At 78.3% G+C, this 12,972-nt stretch carries 14 protein-coding genes; 9 read left to right on the top strand and 5 right to left on the bottom strand.

Annotated elements, in window-relative coordinates:
• Position 1: 1 nt before the first annotated feature.
• The 7 genes from ACOQFB_RS08600 (at position 2) to ACOQFB_RS08570 (ending at position 5,287) form a co-directional block, all read left to right on the top strand.
• Positions 2-886, top strand: a complete 885-nt coding sequence (locus ACOQFB_RS08600; protein ID WP_059438792.1) for a flagellin N-terminal helical domain-containing protein — start codon at positions 2-4, stop codon at positions 884-886.
• 103 nt (positions 887-989) lie between these two features.
• A complete protein-coding gene (locus ACOQFB_RS08595; RefSeq protein ID WP_059438793.1) occupies positions 990-1,826 on the top strand; it encodes a flagellin N-terminal helical domain-containing protein in 837 nt (278 codons plus the stop codon).
• 62 nt (positions 1,827-1,888) lie between these two features.
• A complete protein-coding gene (gene fliD, locus ACOQFB_RS08590; RefSeq protein WP_059438794.1) occupies positions 1,889-3,250 on the top strand; it encodes a flagellar filament capping protein FliD in 1,362 nt (453 codons plus the stop codon).
• Positions 3,247-3,600: a hypothetical protein gene (locus ACOQFB_RS08585; protein WP_421610182.1), complete on the top strand. Its 354-nt coding sequence runs from the start codon at positions 3,247-3,249 to the stop codon at positions 3,598-3,600. The genes fliD and ACOQFB_RS08585 overlap by 4 nt, the downstream gene beginning before the upstream one ends.
• Positions 3,597-3,872: a hypothetical protein gene (locus ACOQFB_RS08580; protein WP_421610183.1), complete on the top strand. Its 276-nt coding sequence runs from the start codon at positions 3,597-3,599 to the stop codon at positions 3,870-3,872. Before ACOQFB_RS08585 ends, ACOQFB_RS08580 begins: the two co-directional genes overlap by 4 nt.
• A 99-nt stretch (positions 3,873-3,971) precedes the next feature.
• Entirely contained in the window at positions 3,972-4,811 is an 840-nt protein-coding gene (locus ACOQFB_RS08575) for a flagellin N-terminal helical domain-containing protein (RefSeq protein WP_421610184.1), read from the top strand.
• A 92-nt stretch (positions 4,812-4,903) separates the two neighbouring features.
• Positions 4,904-5,287 carry a flagellar export chaperone FliS gene (locus tag ACOQFB_RS08570; protein WP_421610185.1) on the top strand — a complete coding sequence of 128 codons (384 nt, stop codon included), beginning with the start codon at positions 4,904-4,906 and terminating at the stop codon, positions 5,285-5,287.
• Here ACOQFB_RS08570 and ACOQFB_RS08565 read toward each other — a convergent pair whose 3' ends face one another.
• The 5 genes from ACOQFB_RS08565 to ACOQFB_RS08545 form a co-directional block, all read right to left on the bottom strand.
• Positions 5,288-6,628: a glycosyltransferase gene (locus ACOQFB_RS08565; protein ID WP_421610186.1), complete on the bottom strand. Its 1,341-nt coding sequence runs from the start codon at positions 6,626-6,628 to the stop codon at positions 5,288-5,290.
• 68 nt (positions 6,629-6,696) lie between these two features.
• Positions 6,697-7,476, bottom strand: coding sequence for a PilZ domain-containing protein (locus tag ACOQFB_RS08560; RefSeq protein WP_421610187.1), 780 nt, complete (start codon positions 7,474-7,476; stop codon positions 6,697-6,699).
• 155 nt (positions 7,477-7,631) lie between these two features.
• Positions 7,632-9,839, bottom strand: a complete 2,208-nt coding sequence (locus ACOQFB_RS08555) for a DPP IV N-terminal domain-containing protein (RefSeq protein ID WP_421610188.1) — start codon at positions 9,837-9,839, stop codon at positions 7,632-7,634.
• Positions 9,840-9,853: 14 nt separating this feature from the next.
• Positions 9,854-10,429: a molybdopterin-guanine dinucleotide biosynthesis protein B gene (mobB, locus tag ACOQFB_RS08550; protein ID WP_421610189.1), complete on the bottom strand. Its 576-nt coding sequence runs from the start codon at positions 10,427-10,429 to the stop codon at positions 9,854-9,856.
• On the bottom strand, positions 10,402-11,571 hold the full coding sequence (locus tag ACOQFB_RS08545; RefSeq protein WP_421610190.1) for a molybdopterin molybdotransferase MoeA: 1,170 nt from the start codon (positions 11,569-11,571) through the stop codon (positions 10,402-10,404). Before ACOQFB_RS08545 ends, mobB begins: the two co-directional genes overlap by 28 nt.
• Positions 11,572-11,776: 205 nt before the next feature.
• Here ACOQFB_RS08545 and ACOQFB_RS08540 point away from each other — a divergent pair, with 205 nt between their 5' ends.
• Together ACOQFB_RS08540 and ACOQFB_RS08535 are read left to right on the top strand one after the other, a co-directional pair.
• Positions 11,777-12,433, top strand: coding sequence for a Crp/Fnr family transcriptional regulator (locus ACOQFB_RS08540; RefSeq protein WP_421610191.1), 657 nt, complete (start codon positions 11,777-11,779; stop codon positions 12,431-12,433).
• A gap of 46 nt (positions 12,434-12,479) precedes the next feature.
• Positions 12,480-12,695 carry a twin-arginine translocase TatA/TatE family subunit gene (locus tag ACOQFB_RS08535; RefSeq protein ID WP_011420389.1) on the top strand — a complete coding sequence of 72 codons (216 nt, stop codon included), beginning with the start codon at positions 12,480-12,482 and terminating at the stop codon, positions 12,693-12,695.
• Positions 12,696-12,972: the final 277 nt, after the last annotated feature.

The raw sequence follows: 12,972 nt of genomic DNA, 5'->3' as shown, positions 1-12,972 counted from the left end.
GATGCGCGTGACCGACCGGATGACCTTCGACCGCGCCGCCCGGGAGGGCGGCCAGGCCCGCGCGCGGCTCGACCGCGCGGTGGCGCAGGCGTCGAGCGGCGTGCGCGTGGTCCACCCCGGGGACGACCCGGGGGCCGCCTCCCGCGTCGCCGCGGAGCGGGTGAAGGCGCGGCGCATGGAGGCGGTCGCCACCGCCACCGGCCGCGCCTCGGACGAGCTCGCCGCGGTGGACGCGGCGCTGGGCGAGGTGGCGAACGGGCTGGCCCGGGCGCAGGAGCTCGCCGCGAAGTTCGCGAGCGCCCCGTACGACGCGGCCCAGCGGGCCACCGGCGCCCGGGAGGTGCGCGGCCTCCTCGCCTCGGCGGTGGCCAGCCTCGGGGTGAAGGTCGGCAACCGGTACCTGCTGGGCGGGTTCCGGGACGGCGCGCCGCCGTTCGACGCGAGCGGCGCGTACCTGGGCGACGCCGGGGTGCGCGAGGTGGAGCTCGCCCCCGGGGTGCGGCAGCCGGCCGGCGTCCGCGCCGACGTGGCCATCGCCGGCGCGGGCGGCGGCGTGGACGTGCTCGCGACGCTGGCCGCGCTGGCGTCGGCGCTCGACGCCGACGACCCGGAGGCGATCCGCGCCACCCTCTCCCCGCTGGCGCGGGGGACCGACCAGCTCTCCTCCGCCCGCGGCGCCGCCGGGGCCGCCATGGCCGCGCTCGACGCCGCCACCCGGGCCGGCCAGGCGGCCCGCGACGACGCGCGCGCGGCCATCGGGAAGCTGGCCGACGCCGACCCCATCGCCGCCGCCAGCGAGCTGGCGCTGGCGCAGCGCGCGCTGGACGCGGCGCTCACCGCCACCGCCAAGGGGTTCCAGCTCACCCTGCTCGACCGGCTGCGGTGAGCGCGGGCGCCGGCCGGCCTTATCGCCGGCCGCCGGCGCGCCGATGCGGAGGGTGAGGGCGACCAGACCGATCGCCCCGCCACACCGACAAGGAGAACCACGGATGTCCCTCTCGATCCGGACGAACATCGCCTCGCTCAACGCGCAGCGAAACATGTCCAACACCCAGAACACGCTCGACTCGTCCATGTCGCGCCTGTCCTCGGGCTACCGCATCACCAAGGCCGGCGACGACGCCGCCGGCCTCGGCATCAGCACCAAGCTCGAGGCGCAGATCCGCAGCTACAACCAGGCCGTGCGCAACGCGAACGACGGCCTCTCGGTGATCCAGACGTCCGAGGCCGCGCTCAACGAGACCTCGAACATCCTCACCCGCCTCCGCGAGCTGGCCATGCAGGCGGCCTCGGACGGCATCGGCGACAAGGAGCGCGCCTACGTCCAGGCGGAGGCCGACCAGCTCACCGGCGAGATCGATCGCATCGCCAACGTGACGAAGTACAACGGCACCGCGCTGCTGAGCGGCACGGCCACCTCGCTGAACTTCCAGGTGGGCGTGGAGAAGGACACGGCGAGCAACGACCAGATCTCCTTCTCGACGCTCGACGCCACCGCCGCCAGCCTGGGCCTGGACGCGACCACCCTGGACTTCACCACCGGCACCACCGCCCGGGACGCCCTGTCGTCGATCGACGCGGCCATCGAGACCGTCTCGAAGAACCGCGCCGACCTGGGCGCGGTCGGCAACCGGTTCCAGAGCGCCATCAACAACATCCAGTCGTTCTCCGAGGCGCTCTCGGCCGCGAACAGCCGCATCCGCGACGTGGACGTGGCCGAGGAGACCTCGCGCCTCGCCCGCGCCAACATCCTCCAGCAGGCGGGCGTCTCGGTGCTCGCCCAGGCGAACCAGATGCCGCAGCTCGCCCTGAAGCTGCTCGGGTGATCTCGCGGTGAACTTCCCGCGCCGCCCCCCGGCCACGCGCCGGGGGGCGGCCGGAGGCCTTCATGGACGCATCGTTCCGCGCGGGCGGTCTCGCCTCGGGGATGGACACCAACGCCATCGTCGACCAGCTCGTCAAGCTGGAGTCGCGGCCGCTCGACCAGCTCCGGCAGCGGCAGGCCGCGTTCCGCACGCAGATCTCGGCGCTGGGCGACGTCATCTCCAGCCTGTCCACCCTCGCCGCCGCCGCCGCCGACCTCGGCGACCACGGCGTCCTCTCCACGCAGGTGCGCTCCGGCCCCAAGGCGTTCTCGGCCGCGCCGGGCTCGGACGCCATCGCCGGCAGCTACCGGGTGGCGGTGACGGCGCTCGCGCAGCCGGCCAAGTGGCGCTCGGCCGCGTTCGCCCCCGGCGCCGGGGTGGCCGGCGGGACCCTCCGGCTCACCGTGCAGGGCGCGGCCATCCCCCCCATCGCCGTCGCGGACGGCGCCAGCCTCGCCGACGTGGCCTACGCCATCCGGCAGAGCGGCGCCCCGGTGTCCGCGGTGGTGCTCGACGACGGCACCTCGTCCTGGCTCTCCGTCACCGCCCGCGACACCGGCCACCCGCTCGGCGGGACACCCGCGGACGCGCTGTCCATCGCCTTCACCGCCGACGCCGGCGCCGCCGGCCAGGCGCCCGGCCTCGCCGAGGTCCAGGCCGCGCGCAACGCGCAGGTGCAGGTGGACGGCCTGACGTTCACCCGGACCGGCAACGTGATCGCGGACGCGCTGCCCGGGGTGACGCTCACGCTCGGCGCCGAGGGCGGCCCGGCGGAGGACCTGGTGCTCGGGACCGACGCGGACGGCACCCAGGCGCGGCTGCAGAAGCTGGTGGACGCCTACAACGGCGCGATGCGGCTGGTGCAGCGCCACCTCGCGGTCGCGAAGGACTCCGACCGCGCCACCACCCTGGCCGGCGACTCCACGCTGCGCTCGCTCCAGGCCCGGCTCCAGCGCGTGCTGGTGACCGAGGTGCCCGGCCTGGCCGGCGTGCGCACGCTCGCGGACCTCGGCGTGAAGACCGCGCGCGACGGCAGCCTCTCCGTCGACGCCGCCACGCTCGCCTCGGCGCTCTCGCGCGACCCCGCCGCGGTGAACGCGCTGTTCTCGACCCCGGGCACCGGGCTCGCGGCCGTGGTGAGGTCGCTCGTGACGGACCACACCCGCGCCGGCGACGGCGCGCTGGTGCTCCGGCAGGAGGGGCTGGGCCGCACGGTGAAGGACCTCGACGGCCAGGCCGCCGCGCTGCAGCTCCGCATCGACGCCTTCCAGCAGAACCTGATCCGGCAGTTCACCGCGATGGAGAACACCGTCAGCGGCCTCAAGTCGATCGGCAACTTCCTCGCCAGCCAGACCGCCCAGCCGCGGAACGGGAGCGGATCGTGACCGCCTGCCTCGCCGGGCCCGGCCCGGGCCCCGGCCCCGCCGACCCGGGCGCCCACCTCCGCCGCGCCGTCGCGCTGATGCGCACCGGCGCCGCCGCCCTGGAGGCGCGCCGGCCCGCCGACGCGGTCCGCGCCCTGGGCGCGGCGGTGGACCACCTGGTCTCGGTGCGCCTCGCCGCGCTCGCGCCCGGTGCGGGGCACGCGCCGGAGGGCCCGGTCGCCCTGGCGTGCGTGCGCGCGGCGCGCCGCCTCACCGACGCGGCGCTGCTCGGCGACGCCGCGCTGGCGCGCGAGGCGGAGCGCGTGGTGGCGCCGCTGCTCGCGGGCGCGCGCCGCGGGGAGGCGCGGTGAGCACCATGCTCGAGGACGCGCTCGCGGAGGTCGAGGCCGCGCTCGCCCGCGACGACGTGGCCGCGGCGGCCCGCGCCGTCCGCCGGGCCGCGGCCGCCTGCGAGGCGCTCGCCGCCGCGCGCGCCCGCCTCGACCCGCGCGGGGTCGCGCGGGCGGTGGACTCGCAGCGCCGCGCGCTGGCTCGCGCCGAGGCCGGCCGCGCCCGCCTGCTCGACGCGCTCGACCGCGCCGCGCGCTCGCGTCGCGCGGCGGCCGCCTACCGGCGCGGGTGAGACGGGCCGCGCCGCGGCCCTTAAGCCCGGGCCGGAGCGCGCCGAATCCCGGGGTGAAGCGCCCGTCGCGTCCAGGCGGGCGCGCCCCGGAGACCGACCATGTCCCTGTCCATCCGCACCAACCTCGCCTCGCTGGACGCGCAGCGGAACCTGTCCGCCACGCAGACCGCGCTCGAGTCCTCCATGTCGCGCCTGTCCTCCGGCTACCGCATCACCCGGGCCGGCGACGACGCCGCCGGGCTCGCCATCAGCACCAAGCTCGAGGCCCAGATCCGCAGCTACAACCAGGCGGCGCGCAACGCCAACGACGGCCTCTCGGTGATCCAGACCACCGAGGCGGCGCTGAACGAGACCTCCAACGTGCTGAGCCGGCTGCGCGAGCTGGCCATGCAGGCCGCCTCCGACGGCATCGGCAGCGCCGAGCGCGGCTACGTGCAGGCCGAGGCCGACCAGCTCCGGGCCGAGATCGACCGGATCGCGGTGGTCACCAAATACGACGGGACGCCGCTGCTGGACGGCACCGGCAGCGCGCTCGGGTTCCAGGTGGGCGTGGAGCGCGACGCGTCCGGCGGCGACCGCATCGGCTTCTCCACCCTGGACGCGACCGCCGCCGCGCTCGGCCTGGACGCCTCCACGCTCGACTTCACCACCGCCGCGGGCGCGCGCGACGCGCTCTCCACCCTCGACGCCGCCATCGAGACCATCTCGCGGAGCCGCGCCGACCTGGGCGCCGTGGGCAACCGGTTCCAGAGCACCATCGCGAACATCCAGGCGTTCGCCGAGGCGCTCTCCGCCGCGAACAGCCGCATCCGCGACGCCGACGTGGCCGAGGAGACCTCGCGCCTGGCGCGCGCGAACATCCTGCAGCAGGCCGGCGTGGCGGTGCTCGCCCAGGCCAACCAGGCGCCGCAGCTCGCGCTCAAGCTGCTGGGCGGGTAGCGCCCCGCCGCCCCGACCTCCCGGAAGGTGACCCCGCGCCCCGAGCCCGGGGCCGCCCCCGGCCCCCTCCCTCCCGATCCCGAGGTGCGCCCGTGAACCCAGCCGCCCGCCGCTACACCCAGGCCGAGCGCCAGACCGCCTCCCCCGAGCGCCTGATGGTGCTCCTGTTCCAGGCCGCGCTGCGGAACGTCCGCGCCGGCGCCGAGGCGCTCGAACAGGGCCGCGCCGCCGAGGCGGCCCGCCCCCTCACCCTCGCGTCGGACATCGTGGTGGAGCTGCACGCCACGCTCGATCGCCCGCGCGCCCCGGAGCTGTGCGACCAGCTCGCCGCCGTCTACCGGTTCGTGTGCGACCGGCTCGGAGCGGCCGCGCTGGCCCGCGACGCGCGCGCCGCGCGCGAGGCCGAGCGGGCCCTCGCCCCGATCGCCGAGGCGTTCGAGGCCGCCGCCGCGCGGCTCGCCGCGGGCGGCCGCTGATCAGGCGGCGGGCGCCGCCCGCGCGCGCGCCAGGAACAGCCGCGCGTCGTCCAGCGCGCCCAGCGCGTGCGCGGCCCGGGCCGCGGCGGCCCAGGCGCGCGGCGTCCCGCCCCCGGCCAGCGCCGGCTCGACCGCCGCGAGCGCCTCCCCGGCCCGCCCCAGCGCCACCAGCGCCTCGGCCTCGCCGGCCGCCGCCTCGATCGCCTCCGGCGGCGGCAGCGCGTCGGCGGGCCGTCCCGGGCTGCGCGCCGCGCGGAGCGCCGCGCGCGCCGCCTGCGGCCGGCCGGCCCGCAGCTCGACCGCGCCCAGCCGCGCCAGCACCCGCGCCCGCTGCGCGTAGATCACCTGCTCGAACACCCCGCCCTCCAGGAGCGCGAGCGCGCGGTGCAGCTCGGCGGCGGCCCGCGCCAGCCGCTCGTCCCGGTCCGGCGCGCCCGTGCCGCCGGCCGAGAGCTCCAGGGCGCACGCCCGGAAGAACGCCAGGTCCGGGTTCGGGCCGCCGGCGGCCTCCGCCCGATCCACCGCCTCCCGCGCCGCGCCGGCGTCGCCGCGGCGCACCGCGAGCGCGGCGCGCACCACCGCGAGGCGCCGGATGGAGCGGTGGCGCGGCTGGCGGCCCAGCGCGGCCCAGGCGCGATCCGCGACCTCCCCGGCCTCCTCCGCCTGACCGAGCGCGAGCAGCTCCGCCGCGAGGTAGCCGAGCGCGATGATGCTGTCCGGCTCCTCCTCGGCGCGCCGGCGCAGCAGGGCCAGGTTGCGCGCGCGCTTGCCGCGCCCGTCCCAGATCTCCTTCGCGTAGCCGAGGTGCACGACGTCGAGGTCGAGCGGGACGATCCGCCCGCCGCGCGCCGCGGCCCAGTCCAGCACGCTCTCGTGGATCCGCCCCGCCCAGCGCAGGCCGGGCGCGCGCCGCACCACGCGCGGCAGCAGGGCGGGCGGCCCGGCGCGGCGCGCGCCGGAGAGGACCTCGGCCGCCGGCGCATCGGGCGCGTCGGCGTTGTGGCAGCGGACCAGCCCCACGTCGAAGGCCGCCCCGCGCAGCGCCCGCCGCAGCGCCGCGCCCGCCGCCGGGGCGAGCCGCTCGTCCGCGTCGAGCGGCAGGATCCAGTCGCCGGTGGCGTGCGCGGCGGCTAGGTTGCGGGGGGCGGCGAAGTCGTCGTCCCAGGGGCGCTCCAGCACCCTCGCGCCGGCGGCCCGCGCCAGCTCGCGGGTCCGGTCGGTCGAGCCGGTGTCCACCAGCACGATCTCGTCGGCGACGCCGCGGACCGACTCGAGGCACCCGGGGAGCATCCGCTCCTCGTCCTTCGCGATGAGGCACAGCGAGACCTTCACCCTGGCCATCCCCCGCCCCGGAGCAAGGACGGTGCCGCCGCGGCGATCGCCCGTCGCGGCGCGACCTTGCGCGCGCGTCAGGCCGCTGGCGCGCCCGGCGCGTCGCACCGCTGACACGGGCCGCCGGCGCCGAGCAGCGCCGCCGCCAGCTCGCCGAACCGGCGCAGGTCCACCGGCTTCGCGAGCACCACCGCGTGCGCGTCCTCGGCGTCGCTCGCGCCATCCCCGGCGAGCAGGACCACGGGCAGCAGCGCGCAGCCGGCGTGGCCGCGGATCGCCGCGAGCAGCGGCGCCGCGGCGGCCCCCAGCGCGTCGCAGTCCAGCACCGCCAGGCCGGGCGGCGCCGCCGAGAGGGCCCGGACCAGCGCGGTGGGGTCCGCGGCGGCCGCGACCACCACCGGCCGCCCGCCCTGGCGACCCAGCGCCTCCAGCGCCTCGGCCAGGCCGGCCCGGAGCAGCGGGTCCGGCGCGAACAGGGCGGCGGTGAGCGGCCCGGCCTCGCCGGCGTCGCCGGGCGCGAGCGGCTCCGGCGCGGCGCCCGCGGTGCGGCGCTGGAACAGGAGGTCGAGCTGGACGCGATCGCGGTGCGAGGCGGGCCGGAGCGCCACCGCCGCGAGCGCCCCGTCCGCGAGCGGCGTGGTCCAGCGCACCTCGCCGGCGAGGTGCAGCTCGACGCGCTCCTCGGCGAGCCCGAGCCGGATGCGCAGCCACGCTCCCGGCGCGACCTGCGCGCGGGTCCGGACCAGCAGGCCGTGCTCGAGCTGCGGGACCGCGTCGCGGCGCGCCGCCGCGGCCGAGCCGTAGGCGAGCTCGACCTCCTCGCCCGACCCATCCTCCATGCCGCCGGTCTCGCGCATCCGCCCCCCTGCCCGCTTCCGGGCAGGGATCACCTACCGCCGCGCGGACGGACCGTCAGTCCCGTGACCACGGGTGTACGCGCCGGACGCATTCACGGCGCGTCCGTGCGCGCCGGGGGCTCCCCGGCCGGGGCGGTGGTGTCAGGGCCGTGGCGTCAGGGCGCCGGCGCGAGGGCGGGGCCCGGCCGCACCGCGCCCAGCGCCCGCCGGAAGAACCCGGCGGTCCACTCCCAGCGCCGCTCGGCCGCGAGCGGGTCCGGCACCGAGTGCGTGGCGCCGGCGATCGGGACCAGCTCGAACGGGCGCCCGGCGAGGAACAGCGCGTCCGCCAGCGCGAGCGAGTGCGACAGGAACACGTTGTCGTCGGCCGTGCCGTGCAGCAGGAGCAGCGGCCGGTCCAGCCGCGGCGCCCAGGCGAGCAGCCCGCTCCGGGCGTACGCCTCCGGGTGCTCGCCGGGCAGGCCGAGGTAGCGCTCGGTGTAGTGCGTGTCGTACTGCTCCCAGTCCACCACCGGCGCGCCCGCGACCGCCGCCCGGAACCGATCCGGCCGCCGCATCACCGCGAGCGCCGCCAGGTACCCGCCGAACGACCACCCGGTGATCCCGGCGCGCGCCACGTCGGCCTCCGGGACCTCGCGCCCGAGCGCCTCGAGGGCGGCCACCTGGTCCTCGAGCGGCACGGTGCCGAGGTCGCCGGCGATGGCGCGCTCCCAGTCGCGGCCGCGGCGCGGCGTGCCGCGCCCATCGAACACGGCCACCAGGAAGCCCTGGTCCGCCAGCCACTGCTCGATCAGCATGGGCCGGTGCGCGACCTGCGGCACGTACCAGGCCGGCACCGGGCCGCCGTACACCTCGACCACCACCGGCAGCCGCGCTCCGGCGCCGAGCGCGCGCGGCCGCAGCACCGCCGCCCGGATCCCGTCCGCGCCGCCGAGCTGCCGCAGCTCGGTGGTGGGCACGAACGCGGGCTCCTCCGCGACGCTCGGCAGCACCGCCAGGCGCGAGCCGTCGGCGCCGAACACGGCGGTGACCGGCAGCCGGCGCAGCGTGCTCCAGGTCACCGCGAGGGTCCCGCCGCCGGGCGCCAGGGCCGCCCGGCGCGTCGCCGGCCCAGGCTCGCCGAGCGCGAGCCGCTCCGGCGGCGTGCCGGGTCGCACCCGGTACAGCTCCTCGCGCGTGGGATCCGGCGCGCCCGCGAACACCAGCGCGCCGCCCTCCACCCCGGCGAACGCCGCGTACCCGAGCGCCCGCGGGACCGACACCTCGAGGCGGGCGCCGTCGGCCGCGCGCAGCTCCACCTCCGGCGCGCCGCCCCGCTCCGTCACCCACCAGAAGCGGCCGTCGGGGAGGAACGCCGGCATGCCGGGCCACAGGTCCAGCCAGGCGTCGTCGCGCTCGACGAGCAGCGTGCGGGTCCTGCCGGTGGCGGGATCGGCCGCGAGCACCCGCTCCTCCTTCTGGAGCCGGTCCTGCACGACGAGGGCGAGCGGGCCGCCTCTCGCCCAGCGCACCGCGGCGAGGTACGGATAGCGGGCCGCGTCCCATCTCATCTCGACCGCGCGGCCGCCCGCCACCGCGACCACCTTCAGGCGAACCGCGGCGTTGGGCGTGCCGGCGCGCGGGTAGGCGCGCGCCTCGCACGGCCGCGCCGGGCGCGCCGGGTCGCAGAGCATCCGCCGCTCCACCGCCGACTCGTCCACCTCGGCGTAGGCGATCCGCCGCCCGTCCGGCGACCACCAGTAGCCCTCGTCGCGGTCCATCTCCTCCTGCGCCACGAACTCGGCGAGGCCGTTCGTGACGTCCCGCCCGCGGGCGCGGGTCAGCCGCCGCTCGGTCCCGCCCGGCACCGCGCGCACGTACAGGTCGCCGCGCTTCACGTACGCGAGCGCCCGGCCGTCCGGCGAGAAGCGCGGATCGAGGGCGCCCTCGGAGCCGGGCAGCGGGGCGGCGCGGCCGGCGGCCCGGTCCAGCAGCCACAGGCGCCCGCCCAGCCCGTACACGACGTGCGCGCCGTCGCGCGAGAGCACGAAGTGCGTGATGCCGCGGCCGGTGATCCGCTGCCGCTCCAGGCGCGCCGCCTCCTCGGGCGTGAGCGCCCCGGCGCCGTCGGCCTCGACCAGCCTGCGGGTGGCCCCGGTGGCGAGGTCGGTCTCGAGGAGCGCCTGCGCGCGCGACCGCGGCCCGGACCGGAGGAACAGCGCGGCGCGACCGTCGGGCGAGAGCTGGACGGCGGTGGGCCGCCCGGCGCGGAAGCCGCGGGTCTCCGCGTACTGGCGCAGGAACGGATCGGCGGGCGGCGGCGCGGGCGCGGGTTCGGCGGCCAGGGCCGCGGACAGGAGGATCGGGCACAGGAGCGCGGGCATCGCGATCGGTTGTATCACCCGCGCCGGCGCGGCGCCGCGGACCGCCCGCCCGCGGTGCGCCGCGGCGCGGGCCCGAGCCGCCAGCGCGTGCAGAGGAGGTCCGCGAGCCCGGACGCGTCGTCCGCATCGAACGCCGGCAGCGGGCGCGGGGGCGGCGCGTCGGTCACCACCGCGAACACGCGCCGGTCGCGCGCGCACAGGAACTCCGGCGACACGCCGCGGCGGTGGACCTCGACGCGCGGCAGCGGCTCGCGCTTCCAGCCCTCGGCGAGCACCAGGTCCACCGGCGGCAGCATCCGGGCGAGCGCGCGCGCGCCGCCGGCGGGTGGGCCGAAGTACGCCATGCCGGAAGGCCCCTCGATCGCCGCGGCCACGGCGCCGGCGCGCCGGAGCACCTCGGTGTCCTTGCCCCGGCGGTCGAACGGGTGCTCGTGGCCGGTGTGCTTGAGGATGCCGACGCGCAGGCCGCGCCGCGCCAGCTCCGCCACCAGCCGGCGCAGGAGGCGGGTCTTCCCGACGCCGCTCGGCCCGCTCACCGCCACGATGGGCGGCGCGCGCCGCCTCACCCGGCGCAGTCCTCGAGCAGCCACGCCGCCACCTCCGCGCCCTCCGGCAGGTCGCCGGCGTCGGCCGGCACGAACAGCAGCGCGTCGGCGAGCGCCGGCCCGCGCACCTGCGCCGAGTCCCGGCCCAGCGGCCGCGCGCGCCCGCCCGGCTCCACCGCCGCCCACAGCAGCCGGGCCCGGCCCGGCCGCCCCTCCGCCGGCGCCGCCAGCCGCAGCGGCACGGCCCGCCGCTCGGTGCGGGCCGCGCCGCACAGCGCCAGCAGCGCCGGGCGCGCGAACACCTCGAACGCCACCAGGCACGCCGACGGGCTGCCCGGCAGCCCCAGCACCGGCGCGCCGCCGGCGAGCGCGAACAGGAACGGCTTGCCCGGCTTCATGGGCACGCCGTGGACGCGCACGTCGGCCTGCAGGTGCGCGAGCGCCTCCGGGACCAGGTCGCGCGCGCCGATCGACACGCCGCCGATGGTGACCACCGCGTCGGCGCTCGCGAGCGCCTCGCGGATCGCGGCCACCACCGCCTCGAGCCGGTCCGGCACCGGGCGCCGCTCGACGTCCGCGCCGATCGCCCGGATCAGCCCCGCCACCGCCTCGCCGTTCGAGTCCGGCGTGCGGCCGGATACCACCTCGTCGCCGGTGGAGAGCACCGCCACGCGCGGCCGCCGCCGCACCGACACGACCGGCCCGCCCACCGCGCGCAGCAGCGCCGCCTGGCGCGGGCCGACGCGCACGCCGGCCGCGAGCGCCAGCCCGCCGGCCGGCACGTCCTCGCCGGCCTGGCGCACGTGCTCGCCGCGCCGCGCCGCCTCGAGGAAGCGGACGCCGCCGCCCTCCTCGCGCGTCGCCTCCTCGCGCACCACCGCGTCGGCGCCCTGCGGCAGCGTCGCGCCCGTGAAGATGCGCGCCGCCTCGCCGGGCGAGAGCGGCGCCGCGGGCACGTCGCCCGCGTAGATCGTCTGGCGGACCGGGAGCACCGCCGGCGCGGTCACGTCCGCGGCGCGCACCGCGTAGCCGTCCATGGCGGCGCAGGTGTGCGGCGGGGCCGGGACGCTCGCCAGCGCGGGGGAGGCGAGCCAGCGGCCGAGCGCCTCCTCGGAGGGAACGTCCTCGGCGCCGACCGGGAGCAGCGCGGCGAGGATGCCGTCGCGGATGCGGAGGAGCCTGTCCATCGTGGACCGCATCATGCCACGTGGCTGCGCCGCGACGAGGCGATCGCGAGACGACCCGATCGCAAAAGGTGCGCCGGGCGAGTATTGATCCGGGCCAAAGCGCAACGTCTGCGGCAGCAGGCGGGCAAAACCCCGCTCTCTCGCGGGCCTAGCTCGTGCAAACAGACGCCGATCAAGGCGCCGTTCGCCATCGGAGGATCCCGCCGTGCTCTCCAACACTCCCGTCTCGGACTGCGGCTCCTGCTCGCTCGGGATCGCGTCCCAGGGCCGCTGCCGGCTGACGCCGACCACCCGCGAATCGGGTGCGACGATCTGCGCCCAGGGCGAGCGCCCGCGCACCGTCTACTTCGTCAAGGAGGGCTTCGTGGCCCTCTCGGCGGTCTCGCCGCGCGGCTCCGAGCTGCTGCTGTCGCTCCGCGGCCCGAGCTCGCTGCTCTGCACCGAGGCGATGCAGGCCGAGCCCTCGCCGTTCGAGGTGCGCGCGCTCTCCCGCGTGAAGATCTGCGGCATCGGCGGCGACGCGCTCTCGCAGTGGGTGGGCCCGGACAAGAGCGCCGCGCGCGTGGTGCTCGACCTGCTGCTCACCGAGTCGCGGCAGCAGCGCGACGAGGTCAACTGGCGCCAGGGCGACTGCCTCTCGCGCGTGGCCCGGTTCGCGCTCGCCCATGCGAGGTTCCTCGCCGACAGGCCCAACGCGGTGCGCAAGCAGGTGGTCGCGCGCCTCCTCGGGATGCGCCCGGAGACGCTCTCCCGCTGCCTCACCAAGCTCGAGAAGGACGGCGTGGTGGACGCGTCGCGGGGCGTGAAGGTCCTCGATCAGCGTCGCCTCGCCGCGCTCGCGATGGAAGACAACGCGGCCTGATCCCTGTTAGAAGAGGAGCGCGTCAGGCGACGAAAGGAACACCCCCATGTTCGGTCTCAGAATGCCGGAGCTGCTGCTCATCCTCGCGATCGTCGTGATCCTGTTCGGCGCGAGCAGGCTCCCGGCGCTCGGCGCGGGGCTCGGCCAGGGCATCCGCAGCTTCAAGAAGGCGTTCGGCGGCGAGGACGAGAAGCCCACCGCCTCCGGCAACGGCAGCACCCCGACGCAGTCGTCGTCGGACCAGGGCTCGAAGCAGGCTTGATCGAGGCGCGGCGTCCGCCGCCCTCGCCTCCCCGCCAGCCTCGTTCCACGGCCGCCGGTGCCCCTGGGCACCGGCGGTGCCGCATCGCGGGTGCGCCACCGCGCACACGCCGGCCACCGGGCGTCGCGCGCGGACCCTGCGCCGTCGCCCGGCGTGGCGCCGCCGCACGCGCACGCCTCCCCCGGCGCCCGCGCGCCGCGGGCTGCGCGCCGGTGCGCGAGCCCTGGGGCCGACCCCGCGTCCGACCGCCGTTTCCCCCTCCCCCGGCCCACCGGGC

Source organism: Anaeromyxobacter sp. Red801 (genome assembly GCF_049201065.2).
Taxonomy (GTDB): domain Bacteria; phylum Myxococcota; class Myxococcia; order Myxococcales; family Anaeromyxobacteraceae; genus Anaeromyxobacter.
The sequence above is the reverse complement of the archived record's forward strand: the minus strand, read 5'-3'. Positions and strand labels throughout refer to the sequence as shown.